Below are 15,780 nucleotides of genomic sequence, written 5' to 3'. Positions count from 1 at the left end.
GAAGAGTTGGTAGACGATAGTATAACTTCAAGAAGAGCTAGGCAGTAGCAAAGTCGAGCAGCGTAGCGTACATTAGACTTGCTGCATAAATCAAAGAAGCTTTCGGGATTTTTAGGAGAAACGAAGCCGGCTACCTTCGCGTACACAGACGTACGTGAGGAGCGGAGGCGAGTTTCGACGACAAAATCACCAACTAGATTGACTTATGCAGTAAGTCTATTAGTAACTAGGCAGCTTCGATCTTTGCTCGCGACAACGCCAATTCTTGAAGTTCTACCTGAGTATACTATAATTCCGTTACGGATTCGAGTACCGCATCATTGTCCAAATCACCAGCAGAAGTAGAGTTTCGAAGGAGGTCTAATGTACTAAAGTAATTTTTACCGGAAGCTTATCAGATAACTTTAACCAAATTTTATCAGTAGTATAAATTTCCATATTATAATAACTACCAGTTGCTATGCATGCTCTGTCACCTAAAGATAAACCATAATCTTTTGTTAAACTTATTAACTTGCCTGCTTTGATACTTATACTTTCAGAAAATGGTATGATGTCTGGAACTATATCTGTTATAATTGTATCAATTTCATTTTCTTTTATATTAGATCTAGTTAAGACAGAAACTAATTCACTTAAATTAACTGATGATAAGGCACTACTTGCAATAACATCCTCTAATATTTTATAACCTGATTCTTGTTTTAATAAGGCAATGATTGCAGATGTATCTAATAAAAATTTCTTAGTCTTGATTAGAGATTTAGAACTTGTTTGCATCTTCGTTCCTCATCAGTTTTAGCTCTTTTTGTAAATCAATATCCTCGTATTTACTTAAAATATTTCTAGCTTTTTCTATATTAGCATGATAAGTCGAAACTATTAATTCAGAATCTTTATATTTAATGGACACTTCATCACCAGCTTTAAGATGCAGTTTTCTTCTAATTTTAGCGGGGATAGCAAGTCTCCCATTACTGTCTATATAACTTTTTAATGCTGTCATAATATATACCGATAATGTTAAGATTAATATAAAGATACAACTATATACATAGTAACTAAAATTATAAAAATGGTCAATTTAATAAATACTAGATAAATACTAATTCTAATAATCCTGCTTTTTAGTCTAATTTTTTAATTTTAGATTTCTAATAAGCGAGTTTGCCAAAGATATCTATTAATAAAATTTACTTTGCTATAAGCCGGATACATGACTGCATTCGATTTTTAGGTCGCGGGAATCTTAATTCTTGAAGTTCTACCTGAATATGCTAAAGAACCTAAGCAAGGGGTAGATATGTTTGTTGCTTATCAGAATAAGTAAAAATTTGCCCAGTTTTTATATCAAAAAACCATAAATGAATAGTTAGCTCTTTCTTGGTCACTAGTTTATTAATCCATGGAAACGTCATACAATTTTGATGTGATTGTTTAAGTGCTAATTTTGTATAATCATCAGCATTATAATGTCTAAAATTAGGTGTTTTTATCAGAGCAACCCAGTTGGTTATAAAATCATTCTGCACTCTATCGTCACTATTTAATAATTCTTGAATTCCTCCACATTGGCTATGTCCTAATACAATTAAGTGTTCAACTTTCAAAAAGCATATTCCAAACTCTAAGGCAGCACTTGTGCCATGATGAGATCCATCTTTTTCGTAAGGAGGAACAATATTTGCTACATTACGTACAACAAATAAATCCCCTGGATCACATTGTAGTATTAATGCCGGATCTACTCGTGCATCACAACAAGCAACCACCATAATCTTTGGTTGTTGACCATCACGGGATAGACTCTGCATAATAGATTTATTACCATAAGCATATTTTTTTCTAAATAGCTGATAGCCTTTTAGTATTTTTTCAAAACTTTGTTGCATATATACTGCTCGTAAATGAAGAGTTGGTAGACGATAGTATAACTTCAAGAAGAGCTAGGCAGTAGCAAAGTCGAGCAGCGGAGCGTACATTAGTACGTGAGCAGCGGAGATCTTTAGACACGACCACGCCAATTCTTGAAGTTCACCGAGTATATGACCCTCAAGACGTCACTACAATTATAGCAGATATTTTTCAAGCACTAATAGATTTTAAATTTTTGTAGGCATACCATCCCAACGTTTTATTAAATCAGTATTAATATCAAAAATATCAAGAACCCGTGAAATTGAATAATTTATCATGTCATCCAAGGTTTTAGGTAAACTATAAAAAGCAGGTACTGGAGGTGCAATTATCCCACCATAATTCGTTACTTTTAACATATTTTCTAAATGACCTAGATGTAAAGGAGTCTCTCTTATCATCAACACCAGTTTTCTTCGTTCTTTTAGTGTAACCCCTGCTGCTCTACTGATTAAATTATTCTCAATACTGCCAGCAATTGATGCAAGAGTTCTCATGCTACATGGAGCTATTATCATGCCAAATATCCTAAAAGCACCGCAAGAAACCCTAGCACCAATATCAGAAAGATTGTAACAGTAATCTGCTAGATCTTTTACTTGTTCTATGGAATAATTCGTCTCATGTAATATGGTAAGATGAGCAGATTTTGAAATAATTAGATGACTCTCAATATTTATCTGCCTCAGAATCTCAAGTAACCTTATACCATATATTGCTCCAGAAGCTCCAGAGATTGCCACAAGCAATTTTTTTTTATTATCGCTAGTCATAGCTATATTTTTTCCTTTCAAAGTGTATTTGCTTATATTAAAATGATGCTTGGTTTACAAAAAACCAAGCTTTTAACTGATTATGGAGTTTGCAGATGAGTCTCATGAGCCACATACAAAGTTTACAAAAAAAACATAATGATTTAGAAAGACTAATAAATACCGGATTTTTGCATTTGCAAGATAATACTAAAGTCAAGCAGTTAAAGAAACAAAAATTAATATTAAAAGATAAAATTCTATTGCTATATAAAGGTTTCACCAAGAATGCTACTATCTCTCAGAAGTAAAGGATTAGCTATTATTTTGTCTTCGCCCTCGGCTACTGGTAAATCTAGCTTAGCTAAAGCAGTTTTAAAAATCGACAGTAATCTTAGATTATCCATTTCTGCAACTACTAGAAGACCAAGAACAGATGAAGTTGATGGAGTAAGTTACTATTTCAAGACCAAAGAGGAATTTAATAAATTAATTGAGCAAGATGCATTTCTTGAATATGCAAATATTTACAATAATTATTATGGAACACCTAAAAAAGTTGTAGAAGACTTACTAAGTCAAGGGTTAGATGTTTTGTTTGATATAGATTGGCAAGGTACAAAGCTAATAAAAAAAACCTTGCCAAATGTAATTACAATTTTTATTTTGCCACCGAGTCTTAGTATTTTGCAACAACGAATTAAAAATAGAGGGCAAGATAGTAAAGAATCAATAAAGTTGCGTGTGAAATTAGCTACTAAAGAAGTGTATTATGCCAAACAATATGATTACGTGGTTATTAACGATGATTTTGATACTACTCTTGAAACAATATATTCTATAATCACTGCTGAGCGATCGAAAAGAATAAGACTTGATTTAGGCAAGTTTTATAATGATTGGCATGACCAACTCTGATGTTATCCCACAACTGTTGAAAGTTTACAAATACCTATACCACAGCGTCTATTAGCGAGCGTAAGCGAAGCAATCTAGGAAACAACTTATAGATAAATGATGTTACTGGATTGCTTCGTCGGTCTTACAGCCCTCCTTGCTAATAGACGTATAGAGAAGATGTATTTATTTACTAACTTTCGACAGTTATGGACGTTATTCCAAACAGTAGAGTTTACTATTACCCACAAATATTTATAGGGTTAGCCAACCGCCAACCTTGTATTAGTTAGACAAAATTTCTCTCTAACGGTTCTACATTATTTATTTCTTTTATAAATTGCTCTTGTATTATTTGCAAGTTATCTTGAAAATTATCCCAAAAATTTTTAATTTCTTGTTCGTAAGCAACCAGTTCAGACATAGTCCAATTAAATTGTTCAAAAAGTTTATATAAATTATTTAGTCCGATGTGCAGAACAATTATATTAAGTAATTCTGGAGAAAATAATTTTTTTATCCTTGCTTCTTGTGCTTCTTTATATTCACCATGATTAGCGATGCCAAACTCTGCTATATCATGCATTTGACTAGTCCGTACTTGTATTTCCATATTACGTCTAGATGTACCAATAGTAGTCACAATATGCAAGGAACTATAGCCGTTATCTTTGGGATTAACAATATAGTCTTTATATTTTTCATGGTTACTAGGATATATATCATTAATAATATCTAGTACTTTATAACAGTCTTCTAGCGTATCAACTATAATTCTAAAAGCAATGAGGTCAGTTAATTGATAAAAACCAATACCTTTTCTTACCAATTTCTTTACGATCGAATAAGGGTCTTTTAATCTGCAAGATATCTTCGCTACTATAGAATTCTCTTGCAATTTAGTACTAATAATATCAGTGATATTGTGTAAATTATCAATATCCTCGTATAACATAAAATGCACACTGTTACTTTAATTATTGATTTAGATTATTATATATACTTTACTATCAAGAATTCACAAGTATTTACGAAGGCAATTCTTCAAAAGCATCGAATATACCTGTAATATTAATAAAAACTATTACCCTGTCAAGATCAAATTATTAATTTATAAATAAGAAAGATTTTCCAAATGATATAATTTGTTAAACAATTTTTATATCGAATTGAGATTAATGTACTTAGTGTTTAGTTATTTTATGTTATTATACTCGGTGAACTTCAAGAATTGGCGTTGTCGTGTCTAAAGATCTCCGCTGCTCACGTACTAATGTACGCTCCGCTGCTCGACTTTGACACTCCTAGCTCTTCTTGAAGTTGACCTTCGTCTACCAACTCTTCATTTACGAGCAGTATATAACCTCAGCCGATGTAAAATACGCGAATTTGGGATAAGAAATGAAAATAGCTACTTGGAATATTAATTCTATAAGAATAAGACTACAACATTTAAGGGACTTTTTAACAGAAGTAGATCCAGACATTGTTTTGTTACAAGAAATCAAGTGTGAGACTGATAAGTTTCCTTTTGATGAACTATCAGATCTAGCATATAATTTCTATGTGTATGGTCAGAAATCCTATAATGGTGTAGCTATCTTATCAAAGTTTCCAGCTGATGAAGTGGTAAAAGACTTTCCGGGTATTAATTGTACTAATCAAGCACGGTTTATAGAAATATCTCTACAAACTCCTATAGGTTTTTGTAGTATCACTTCATTATATGCACCTAACGGTTCATTGGTAGGTAGTGATAAATTTAAAATGAAATTAGAATTTTATGATAATTTAATTAATTACTTCGAATCCAAAAGAACTCTTGATACTAAGGTGATAGTTGGAGGAGATTTTAATATTGCTCCTTTTGATATTGACGTATACTCAGCAAAAAAGTTACAAAATACTACTTGTTTTACTAATGAAGAAAAACAACGATTGAGAATTATTTTAAATTCTAGTTTTGAGGATTTATATAGATTATCAAATCCTACTAAGCAAGAATTTTCTTGGTGGGATTATAGAGCAGGTTGCTTTGAACAAAATAAAGGTATGCGTATTGATATGATACTTGCATCAAGCAATGTTGCAGATTATCTAAATGATTGCTACATGCATTATAATCTACGAACTAAAATTAAGCCTTCTGATCATATACCCGTTGTTGCTATCATTAGTTAACCTCAAATATCGTCTACCAACTCTTCATTTACGAGCAGTATATTGCCAAAAAAGTTAAAAAATGGTTACAAAAAAGTTTTATAGAAATAAAGAAGATTTTATTTGTGATATATGTAGTGAATCGGTACAAGGAAATGGCTATACTAACCATTGTTCAGCATGTTTCTACAGCAAACATGTGGATATTAACCCTGGGGATAGAGCCTCTAGATGTAACGGACTAATGCAGCCAGTTTCCTATAAACTCGACAGTAAAAAGGGCATAATTCTAACTCATAAATGCCTTAAATGTGGAGAATATAAAAACAACAAGCTTGCAAGCACAGATAGCGTAGAGAATTTGCTAAATGCTTTCAGTTATGCCTGAATATACCCCCATTAGGGATAAGAATTAGTTAATTCTTATCCTGAATTCGCGTAATATCAGGGCAATGGCATAAATTCTATCACCATTACGATGGCTCAAACATTTTCGGGTTAGCTACAGATTCAGTCTATTGTGTTTTTATTGCCACAAAGTATCTCTATAACACTATTGATTAATGCTCATAATAGTTTTTAGTTTGTCCTAAAGAAAATATTATGCTATATATACCGAACCTAGGTAGCCTAAGTGGAATTTGGAGAGATTTGTGTTTCACGGGCATTATTTGAGAATCTAATAAGGGAATTCTTGTCTATATAATTTAAGGAGAAATATTATGAAAAAGTTGTTTTTAATCGCTGCTACAAGTACGGCTCTTTTAACTTCTGCTACATCTTTTGCAGATGTAGGGCAGTTTTATCTTAAAGCTGAAGGTGGTGCGACTAAGTTGAATAATACGAAAATGGAATTTGAAAATAAAAAAGAGAGCTTGAAATTTAAATCTAAAACTAATGCGATTTTGGGTCTTGGTGCTGGTTATTATGCCATGGATAATGTTAGAGCAGAATTGACACTTGATTTTCTAGTCAATCCAGAATTTACTAATTCTAGGTCTAAAACTGCAACTGACGCAGGTCATAAAACGACAGCTAAAGGACAAGTAATGTCATTGTTGCTCAGTGGTTATGTAGATTTGTATGATGCAGGTTTTGCTAAATTCTTTGCTGGAGCAGGTATTGGTATGGCTCAAGTAAAAGAAAAGCTAACTGCGGAATACACTGAAAATAAAAAAGTAACTACAATCTCTGCAACTAGGAAACCCGCTAATAATTTTGCTTATCAGTTAACTGTTGGTGCTTCTGCTAATGTGGCTGATGGTGTGAATGTTGAGCTTGCCTATAGCTGGAGAGATTATGGCAAAACAAATTCTAAAAATAAAGATAAGAAGGATACTGACAAAATATCTACAACCGCTTACAGAGGTCACAATTTAATGGCTGGCTTAAGATTTGATATTTAATAGTAAATAATTTATAGATTTATTATTTTTGTTCTACAAAAGAAGAGGGTTTTTGGTAACCCTCTGCTTTTGTTATTTGTAGGGTTATCTTGAAAATAAGCTAGCGAATTAGTTTAATTTATAGTAAAATGTAAATTAAAAAATATAACTATGAAAAATTTACTCTTAGTAACGATTATAACTATTTCACTTTTATTCTCTGTTTCCTCTTTGGCTATTGACAATCAATTTTATTTAAAAGCAGAGGTTGGAGCGAATAAAATGGCTAATATTAAGTTAAATGATAAAAAACTAAAGCAAAATACCGCTATGTTTCTTGGCGGAGGTTTGGGTTATTATATTCTAGATAATGTTAGAGCTGATCTCATGCTTGCTTGGATTGCTAATCATCAATCTAAGCATTCTTTTGCCGGTATAGACTCAAAAATTAAGCCTCAAATTGCTACTTTAATGCTTAATGGTTATGTGGATATTGTTGATATAAGTATTTGTGAATTTTTTGTTGGTGCTGGTGCTGGAGTTGGTCAACTAAAAAACCAAATTACTAAGAATAATGGTGTATCAGTTTCTAGTGCTAAAAAAAATAACCTAGTCTACCAGCTTACTCTTGGAGCTGCTACAAAGTTAGCCCCAGGAGTAAAAGTTGAAGCAGCTTACAGTTGGAAAGATTTTGGTAGCACAAAAGAAATAAAAAATCATATTAAGTCATTAGCATATAAAGGTCATAATGTATCACTCGGCGTCAGGCTTGATGTGTAATATGCTCAACTAATATTCTGTCATTCCTCTAGCTACGACAACATAATTGAACAATTCGGACACTATATGAAAATACCATACCATTGTGATGTTGCCAAAAGGGTTATATTAAAAGAATCTGCTGCATTAGTTGAATTATCTAATAATATTCCTAGTGATTTTAACAATATAGTAGATTATATAATTAACTGTAAAGGTAGGGTTATTTTAACCGGTATAGGAAAGAGTGGTTATATAGCTCATAAAATAGCAGCAAGTTTTGCTTCTACCGGTACGGCTGCTTTTTATCTGCACCCAGCTGAGGCTAGCCACGGTGATCTTGGTATGGTAACTGACAATGATGTAGTATTTATGTTGTCTAATTCAGGAGAGACCAAAGAATTATTTGATATAATGAAATATTGTAAGAGATTTTCTATAAAAATAATTGCCATGACTATGAATGTCAACTCTACTATAGCAATCAATAGTGATTTCCTATTATTAATACCAAGAATCAATGAAGCATCTTATATTGCCGCTCCAACAACTTCTTCACTAATGATGTTATCTCTTGGAGATGCACTTACCACTTCTGTACATGAAGCACGAGGCTTTTCTGAAGATGATTTTCGGCTGTATCATCCTGGAGGAAAGATTGGAGCGAATCTTATAAAGGTAGAGAGCTTAATGCGGGTGAAAGATCAGTTGCCTTTAGTATATGCTGATACCTCATTTACCGATACTATATTGGTTATGAATCAAAAGAGTCTTGGATGTGCTATAGTGGTAAATAAAGATTTGAGTTTGGTTGGTATTATAACAGATGGAGACTTGCGTAGACATATTAATGATAAAATAGATATGAAGTATGCATGCGATGTAATGACTTCTAATCCAAAACAAATTTCTCCTTTAAAATTAGCGGGAGAGGCTTTAGGTATAATGAATAGTAAATCGATTACTAGCATACCAGTAACTGAAAATAATATGGTGATTGGTATTGTTCATATCCATGATTTACTTAGGGCAGGAATTAGTTGATGAATGTTCATGATAATGTTGGCAATATTATGGTTAAGATTCCCTTCATAGATAAAAGTAGTAGTGCTATCATTTCATCCTATAGACGTTCAATTAGTCTATCAAAGATCTTATCTTGTTTAGGAATAATATTAACCTTATGTTTAATTTATATAAATTTAAATCCTATCAGTAATAATTCAAAATCAACGGAGGATAATAGTAGCAATAGTGCTTTTAATCCAAATGATAAAGATTATGAAATAAAAATTTCAAATTCAATTTTTAAGGGGTTCAATAAAAACTTAAATCCTTACCAAATTCAGACTGTGCAAGCAGTTAGGACTTTAGGTAATCAATATAAACTGGAAGAAATTAATGCTACATATAAAATAAATGACAACAAAGACTTAGTGATCAGTGCAAAAAATGGTATATTGAATGAGAGTAGTCACATATTAAAATTAGAAAATGATGTACAGTTTTTTTTAGGAGAAAGCACATTAAAAGCACAAGAAGCCCAACTGAATCTACTAAATAAAGAAACATATAGTAACACAGGAGTGGTATTATCTTATAAAAATTGTAAAATTACTTCTAATAATTTTAGTGCTACACATGATAATGATATTATAAATTTCAAAGGTAATGTATCGACGGTTATTGATGTATCGGATTTTTAGCATGATTTGCTATGTATTGTTTTTTCTAATCATCAGTTCATCCGTAGCCTATGGGAAACATCCGTACTCAAAGCATTCGAGTATGGATAGATTATATATTCATTCTGACAATTTAGTAATTGATCAAACTAAGAATCAAGCTTGTTTTACAGGAGAGGTGATTTTGTGGTTTGATGATATGATGGTAAAAACAACTAATTTAGAAATTTTTTATAAAACAGTTGATAATAAAAAAACTATTGATTACATCTCCATACCGTCAAGATTGATTGCTAAAAAGAATAATGGTCAAGAGTTACTAACTGCTACTTCTGCAAAATATTTTGTAGAAAGAAAAGAACTAGTACTGCTTGGTGATGTAATAGTACAGAATAAGGATGGTATTATAAAAACTGACAAACTAGTATATTATACGGAACTCAATAATATAGATTATAGCAAATCAAAAAATTAGTTATGTAAGAAATTTTTAAAGTATGCCGCATTTAATAATAGAGAAATTACAAGTAAGTAGTATTTCAAAATCTTATAATAAGAGAGTGATCCTAAACGACGTATCTCTTCAATTAAAAACAGGAGAAATAGTTGGTCTTTTTGGTCCAAACGGTGCAGGTAAAACTACCTGTTTTAGTATTATTATAGGACTTACCAAACCAGATAGTGGAGCATTATTTTATAATGATCATGATATTACTCATTTACCAATTTATTTAAGAGCTAGGTTTGGCTTTAGCTATCTTCCTCAAGAACCATCAATTTTTCGTGGGCTATCTGTAGGAGATAATATTAGATTAATGCTAGAGATTTTAGAAAATGACCAAGAAATTATCGAACAAAAAACATTAGATTTGCTTAAAGAATTTTCTATTCTTCATCTAAAAGACATGCCAGCAATAGGATTATCCGGCGGAGAAAGACGTAGGCTAGAAATCGCAAGAACAATAGCACTAGATCCCAAATTTATTATGCTTGACGAACCACTTGCAGGCATTGATCCGTTAGCAATTGAGGATCTTAAAAATTTAATTGTTCACTTACGTAACCGCAATATCGGCATCCTAATTACCGATCACAATGTTAGAGATACTCTTAATATAGTTGACAGAGCCTATGTTATTTACGAAGGAAAAGTCCTATTAGAAGGAACTCCACAAGAAATAGCCACAAGCTATCAAGTAAAGGAAGTATATCTAGGGCAATCTTTTTGTTTGTAATAATAGACCTCTTGGTACTCGAATCCGTAACGGAATTAGAGTACGCTGCGGTTCGAGGTGAAGCGTCTCCTTCAAATCCCTCAGCATAAGCGAGTTTGCCAAAGAGATATATTTTTTCGTTCACTATTATGTCAACCTGATCAATACATGTTTTTTCTTACCTGCGGATATCTTAATAACCTGCTTGTCCTGCATAAAAGTTAAATCAACAACCATATTTTCATCTTGGATTAGTTGATTATTGATTTTTGCTCCAGCCCCTCTAATCAACCGACGTCCTTCGGATTTTGATTTAGCAAGACCTGCTTCATAAAGTAATTCATATGCTGGAATACCTAGAGCTAACCTCCCCTGTTCTAGATAAATAGTTGGTAAATTGCAATCAATTTCTCCTTGTTCAAAAAGCTTGGTAGCTGTTTCTAAAGCTGTCATAGCTGCCTCTTTACCATGACAAAGTTTAGTTAAATTAAAGGCTAATTGCTTTTTGGCACTATTAATATCAGATGCACTAAGTAAGATAAACTCTTGCATGGCATCTTCTCCTAACTCACTATATAATTCTGCGAACTTGACCACATCTTGATCTTCACAATTCCGCCAATATTGATAATAATCGTACGGGCTTAACATATCCTCATTTAGCCACACAGCTCCACCAACAGACTTGCCCATTTTGTTGCCAGAAGCAGTTGTTAGTAAGGGCGTAGTTATACCAAAGACTTCATTACCTGTTAGTTTCCTTGTAAAATCAACACCCATTACTATATTACCCCACTGGTCGCTACCACCTATTTGTAAAGAACAACCATATAGTTTATTTAAATGATAAAAATCGTAGGCTTGTAGTAACATATAATTAAATTCCAAGAAACTCATATGTTGCTCTCTCTCTAAACGTAATTTTACAGAGTCCATAGATAACATACGATTCACAGAAAAAAAACTACCAAAATTGCGAAGAAATTCTAAGTAATTTAACGATTCTAGCCAATTTGAATTATCAACTAATATTGCATCATTTTCCCCAGTACCAAATTTAATAAATTTTGATAATGATTTTTTTATACCTTCAGCATTTTTGGCAATTTCTTCTTTTGTTAAAGATTTCCTTGCCTCATCTTTACCGGTAGGATCGCCAATTTTACTAGTTGCCCCTCCTAGGAGTACTATTGGTTTATGACCATATTGTTGCAATAAACGCAGTATCATAATTTGCATCAGACTACCTACATGTAAAGATTGTGCTGTACAATCAAAACCAATATAAGCAGATATTTTACTGTTTTTCATTAGCTCTGTTAGTTTTTCTAAATCAGTACATTGATATAGAAAACCTTTACTATCAAAATTTTTAATAAACATTTTTTAAACTAATTTTTTTAATATTTATTATTAGACTTCCTGCATAAGTCAAAAATAGTTGAGGAATTTTTAGGAGAAACGAAGCCGAGCGCCACAGCGTGCACAGGCGTACGTGAGGAACACAGGCGAGTTTCGACGACAAAATTACCAACTAGATTGACTTATGCAGGAAGTCTATTATTTTGTAGCAGAATTGAAGACCTCTACTTCGATTCTGCTACTCAACTTTTATCCAAAAACTTGAAAATTGATTTATCAATTCTTCAAGTTTTTGAAGTAGGTCAATATAGGAGCAGATATAAAAATAGATGAATATGTACCAACTATTATACCAAAAAACACTAATACACTAAAACTATAAATAGCTTCCCCACCAAATATTACCAAAGCTAGGTTTGCGAGTAAGGTTGTAACAACTGTTAGAATAGTCCTAGACAGAGTTTCATTAATACTCAGATTAATAATTTGTGGCATTACTTTCTTATGTGATTTGCGTAAATTTTCTCTGATTCTATCATAGATAACTACTGAATCATTCACAGAATAACCTATTATGGTAAGAATAGCAGCTATGGAGCTTAAATTGAAGTCTAGCCTCATTACACTCATAAAACCTAAGCTTAGTATGGTGTCATGTAACAAAGCTACAAGTATACCAAGCCCAAAATACCACTCAAATCTAACCCAAGTGTAAACCATTATGGCAAGAAACGAAAGAATTAGTGCTGTTATTCCTGATTTTATCAGTTGAGTACCAACTTGTGGACCGACAAAATCTACTTTACGATACTCAAATTTATAAGGAAATTGGTTTTTTAAAGTTGATTTGATAAGCTCAATATTTTGCATTAAAGTATCTTCACTATTGCTGCCAACTCGTATTGACAAATCATGCTGATTACCAAAATTTTGCAATACTATTTCACCAATCTTAAGGTTATTAAGCACTTCACGCATTTTGGTTAAATCAGGGTCTTGATCAAGCCGCACTTCTATAACAATCCCACCAGCAAAATCAATACCAAAATTAAATTTGTAAATCCCTATCCAAATAATACTTACAAGAGATAAAATAATGGATATCGTATAACTTACTTTTTTAAATCTGATAAAGTCAAAGTTGATTTTATCAGGTAAAAGCCTTAATGGATATAATTGCATTATTGAATTCTTTAATTTATATACCGAGAGCTTGTCTATACAATTCTAAGATCGCATCTTGTTCAGCTAGCTTATTTCTATCAAGTTTTTTTAGTTTTAACACCGACTTCATGGCCTTGGTATCAAAGCCACTAGAGCTGGCTGCATCAAATATATCTTTTATTGCTTCAGATAATTCAGCTTTTTCTTGTTCAAGCCCTTCTATTTGATTTATATATTGTTCTAATTGTTCTTTAGCTATCACTTCTGTCATAAAATTAAAGTTTATTGTTTATCAAAAATTGTAATATGGCTAGTATATATTATTTTTATCAAGCCACTAAGTAGTTTATAGATAATTTTGCTATAAATACTAGAAAAATTTTTAGATTAGTTACCCCAATTAGGGATAAGAATTAGTTAATTCTTATCCCTAATTGGCTTTAATATAAGGAAAAATGCATTCTTAAAGCGGTTTTGCAAATGCATTTTAAACCTTTCTAAAGCTAAAAACATGATTTTAAAAGATTAAAATCATGTTTTTAGCAAAATATTAATTTAACAATCAGATGCAGAGCCGTCTCAAATCTGATTGTTTCGATAATTTTACCGAATTTGGGATAAGAATTGACTAATTCTTATCCCAAATTCGCGTATTAGTTGTTACCCTCTTGAACGATCCTTATAAAAACAAAGAGCTATTAGGCTTGAAATAGCACAAGCAATTACATAATAAATAGATGAAGTAATAGTACCAGTTTTTTGTACAAGATATTCTAGTATTAAAGGTGTTGTACCACCAAAAATACTGGTTGCTGTATTATAAGACAATGATAAAGCAGTATTTCTGATATTGGTTGGATAGAATTCAGCTTGCAGTGCAGGTTCAGGACCAATATAACAAGCAGCTAAAATTGATAATACAATTTGAGATATAATTATAAAATAAAATTCTCCAGTTTCAATTACATTCATCAAAAAAGGAATAACTAAAATAATTACCAGTAAATTAATCACAAAAATTTTCTTTCGACCAATTACATCAGATAAATAGCCAGAACATAAAGTAACAATAGCCATGATTATATAACAATAATTAGCTAAATTGCTAACTTGGTCATCGGTAAAACCACGATTTATCCTCAAAAATGACATTAGATAAGTAGCTTGTAGATAGAATATTACTGAACCTGTAGAATTGATGAAGATTGATATTAACATATCAATCCAATATACAGAGATAACTTTTTTCAGAGGAGATTTTAAAATCCCACCATTTTCTTTTATACTTTGAAAACTAGGGGTTTCACTGGTATATTTTTTTATATAAAGTCCAGCAAATAAAATAAAGATTCCTAATAAAAATGGTATTCTCCACCCCCAATCATTAAATTGTTGTCCTGATAAAAGGCTTTGTATAAGCTGCGAAATGAGTGATCCAAATAATATACCAATACAAATACTGGACATTGGTATACTGCCAGTAAAGCCACGATGTACCTTACCTGTATGTTCAATAGCAAATGCAATTGAGCCAGTAAGTACTCCGCCCATTGATAAACCTTGCAGCATCCGAAGTAGAATCATTAATATAGTTGCGGTAACACCTATATTGTCATAAGTTGGTAATATGCCAATTAGTGCCGTTGGCAGAGACATACAAAATATAGATGTACTTAAAGCAGTTTTTCTACCAAAACGATCTCCCAGTATCCCAAAAAATACCCCACCTATTGGTCTCATTAAATAACCGATAGCAAATACCAAAAAAGCATGCAATAAAGACGAGCTAGGACTTGATCCAGGAAAGAACTTTGCTCCTATTATAGGAGCAAAGTAACCAAATAGTGCGTAATCATACCACTCAAATGCATTTGCTACACCGCTTGCAAAAACCAACTTACGTTTATTCATATTTTTTATTATTTCATTGGTGTCAAGGGTTAGAATGCTTGTTAGCAACATAATATGATGGCTTACTCATAATGCCCACTCAAGCTGATTATTAGTACAGTCTTTTCATCTTCAAAGATTTCGTATATCAGTCTATGTTTGATATTAATTCTTAGAGAATAGCAACCTTTTAAGTTGCCTACGAGTTTCTCACTGCTGATAGGTCTTGGATTATTTTTTAATTCAGTCCATAGTTTTCTAGCCTTATTATCAAGCTTTTCTGACTTTAACTTTTGGAAATCTTTAAATGATTTTTTAGTAAATTTCAAATTGTACAATGACATTAATTCATATCATCTTCATTTAAGCACTCATCCAAAGGTTCTTGCCGAGCTTTCAGTATTTCCTTAACTAATCCAGGTATAGAATATAATTCTAATGTCGCTTGCAAAGATTCGTAGTCTTCTCTAGATAATAGTACTGCGTCATAATGCTTACCTTTTAAATATACTGGCTTATGTGTTTCGTTTGTTTCTTGTACAAGGCTAAATAAATTAGCCCTTGCTACCGATATTGTTTGTACGTTCATAATTTA

At 32.0% G+C, this 15,780-nt stretch carries 21 protein-coding genes; 10 read left to right on the top strand and 11 right to left on the bottom strand.

Translation table 11 applies throughout. The annotated features are described in order from the left end of the window. Positions 1–360 precede the first annotated feature (360 nt). From AAGD26_RS06760 to AAGD26_RS06745, 4 genes are all read right to left on the bottom strand, one after another. Positions 361–780 carry a type II toxin-antitoxin system VapC family toxin gene (locus AAGD26_RS06760; protein ID WP_341747932.1) on the bottom strand — a complete coding sequence of 140 codons (420 nt, stop codon included), beginning with the start codon at positions 778–780 and terminating at the stop codon, positions 361–363. Beyond that, positions 764–1,006, bottom strand: a complete 243-nt coding sequence (locus tag AAGD26_RS06755) for an AbrB/MazE/SpoVT family DNA-binding domain-containing protein (RefSeq protein ID WP_341751612.1) — start codon at positions 1,004–1,006, stop codon at positions 764–766. Before AAGD26_RS06755 ends, AAGD26_RS06760 begins: the two co-directional genes overlap by 17 nt. A gap of 280 nt (positions 1,007–1,286) precedes the next feature. Beyond that, positions 1,287–1,892 carry a carbonic anhydrase gene (locus tag AAGD26_RS06750; protein WP_341751611.1) on the bottom strand — a complete coding sequence of 202 codons (606 nt, stop codon included), beginning with the start codon at positions 1,890–1,892 and terminating at the stop codon, positions 1,287–1,289. Between the two features lie 210 nt (positions 1,893–2,102). Continuing rightward, positions 2,103–2,690: a UbiX family flavin prenyltransferase gene (locus AAGD26_RS06745; protein WP_341751610.1), complete on the bottom strand. Its 588-nt coding sequence runs from the start codon at positions 2,688–2,690 to the stop codon at positions 2,103–2,105. A gap of 95 nt (positions 2,691–2,785) precedes the next feature. On the opposite strand from AAGD26_RS06745, the gene AAGD26_RS07315 reads away from it, so the two are divergent. Then, positions 2,786–2,980 carry a DUF465 domain-containing protein gene (locus AAGD26_RS07315; protein ID WP_410520615.1) on the top strand — a complete coding sequence of 65 codons (195 nt, stop codon included), beginning with the start codon at positions 2,786–2,788 and terminating at the stop codon, positions 2,978–2,980. Then, positions 2,958–3,587, top strand: a complete 630-nt coding sequence (gene gmk / locus AAGD26_RS06740; RefSeq protein ID WP_341751609.1) for a guanylate kinase — start codon at positions 2,958–2,960, stop codon at positions 3,585–3,587. The genes AAGD26_RS07315 and gmk overlap by 23 nt, the downstream gene beginning before the upstream one ends. A gap of 268 nt (positions 3,588–3,855) precedes the next feature. On the opposite strand, the gene AAGD26_RS06735 is transcribed toward gmk, so the two are convergent. After that, entirely contained in the window at positions 3,856–4,521 is a 666-nt protein-coding gene (locus AAGD26_RS06735; protein WP_341751608.1) for a bifunctional (p)ppGpp synthetase/guanosine-3',5'-bis(diphosphate) 3'-pyrophosphohydrolase, read from the bottom strand. Between the two features lie 446 nt (positions 4,522–4,967). Between AAGD26_RS06735 and xth the strand changes: the two genes are divergently transcribed. From xth to lptB, 8 genes are all read left to right on the top strand, one after another. Then, positions 4,968–5,747, top strand: coding sequence for an exodeoxyribonuclease III (gene xth, locus AAGD26_RS06730; protein WP_341751607.1), 780 nt, complete (start codon positions 4,968–4,970; stop codon positions 5,745–5,747). A 61-nt stretch (positions 5,748–5,808) separates the two neighbouring features. Further along, a complete protein-coding gene (locus AAGD26_RS06725) occupies positions 5,809–6,114 on the top strand; it encodes an RNHCP domain-containing protein (RefSeq protein WP_341751606.1) in 306 nt (101 codons plus the stop codon). Between the two features lie 334 nt (positions 6,115–6,448). Next, positions 6,449–7,132: an outer membrane protein gene (locus AAGD26_RS06720; RefSeq protein WP_341751605.1), complete on the top strand. Its 684-nt coding sequence runs from the start codon at positions 6,449–6,451 to the stop codon at positions 7,130–7,132. Positions 7,133–7,282: 150 nt separating this feature from the next. Then, on the top strand, positions 7,283–7,891 hold the full coding sequence (locus AAGD26_RS06715) for an outer membrane protein (RefSeq protein WP_341751604.1): 609 nt from the start codon (positions 7,283–7,285) through the stop codon (positions 7,889–7,891). Between the two features lie 66 nt (positions 7,892–7,957). Next, a complete protein-coding gene (locus tag AAGD26_RS06710) occupies positions 7,958–8,914 on the top strand; it encodes a KpsF/GutQ family sugar-phosphate isomerase (protein WP_341751603.1) in 957 nt (318 codons plus the stop codon). After that, positions 8,914–9,576: an LPS export ABC transporter periplasmic protein LptC gene (gene lptC, locus AAGD26_RS06705; protein WP_341751602.1), complete on the top strand. Its 663-nt coding sequence runs from the start codon at positions 8,914–8,916 to the stop codon at positions 9,574–9,576. The genes AAGD26_RS06710 and lptC overlap by 1 nt, the downstream gene beginning before the upstream one ends. An 82-nt stretch (positions 9,577–9,658) precedes the next feature. After that, positions 9,659–10,030, top strand: a complete 372-nt coding sequence (locus tag AAGD26_RS06700; RefSeq protein ID WP_341751601.1) for an LptA/OstA family protein — start codon at positions 9,659–9,661, stop codon at positions 10,028–10,030. A gap of 22 nt (positions 10,031–10,052) precedes the next feature. Next, on the top strand, positions 10,053–10,790 hold the full coding sequence (gene lptB, locus AAGD26_RS06695) for an LPS export ABC transporter ATP-binding protein (protein ID WP_375331938.1): 738 nt from the start codon (positions 10,053–10,055) through the stop codon (positions 10,788–10,790). A 126-nt stretch (positions 10,791–10,916) separates the two neighbouring features. Here the strand turns inward: lptB and tyrS are convergent, their stop codons facing one another. The 6 genes from tyrS to AAGD26_RS06665 form a co-directional block, all read right to left on the bottom strand. Further along, positions 10,917–12,152: a tyrosine--tRNA ligase gene (gene tyrS, locus AAGD26_RS06690; RefSeq protein WP_341751600.1), complete on the bottom strand. Its 1,236-nt coding sequence runs from the start codon at positions 12,150–12,152 to the stop codon at positions 10,917–10,919. A gap of 255 nt (positions 12,153–12,407) precedes the next feature. Then, entirely contained in the window at positions 12,408–13,313 is a 906-nt protein-coding gene (secF, locus tag AAGD26_RS06685; protein WP_341751599.1) for a protein translocase subunit SecF, read from the bottom strand. A 16-nt stretch (positions 13,314–13,329) separates the two neighbouring features. After that, on the bottom strand, positions 13,330–13,566 hold the full coding sequence (locus AAGD26_RS06680; RefSeq protein ID WP_341751598.1) for a DUF2312 domain-containing protein: 237 nt from the start codon (positions 13,564–13,566) through the stop codon (positions 13,330–13,332). Between the two features lie 389 nt (positions 13,567–13,955). Further along, positions 13,956–15,206, bottom strand: coding sequence for an MFS transporter (locus AAGD26_RS06675; RefSeq protein WP_341751597.1), 1,251 nt, complete (start codon positions 15,204–15,206; stop codon positions 13,956–13,958). Positions 15,207–15,268: 62 nt separating this feature from the next. After that, positions 15,269–15,529 (bottom strand): Txe/YoeB family addiction module toxin, encoded by a 261-nt coding sequence (locus AAGD26_RS06670; protein WP_341751596.1) that lies wholly within the window; start codon positions 15,527–15,529, stop codon positions 15,269–15,271. Beyond that, positions 15,529–15,774 carry a type II toxin-antitoxin system prevent-host-death family antitoxin gene (locus AAGD26_RS06665; RefSeq protein WP_341751595.1) on the bottom strand — a complete coding sequence of 82 codons (246 nt, stop codon included), beginning with the start codon at positions 15,772–15,774 and terminating at the stop codon, positions 15,529–15,531. Before AAGD26_RS06665 ends, AAGD26_RS06670 begins: the two co-directional genes overlap by 1 nt. Positions 15,775–15,780 lie beyond the last annotated feature (6 nt).

It is taken from the genome of Candidatus Tisiphia endosymbiont of Piscicola geometra (assembly GCF_964026415.1).
GTDB lineage: Bacteria > Pseudomonadota > Alphaproteobacteria > Rickettsiales > Rickettsiaceae > Tisiphia.
This window is presented reverse-complemented; position numbering and strand designations above follow the sequence as displayed.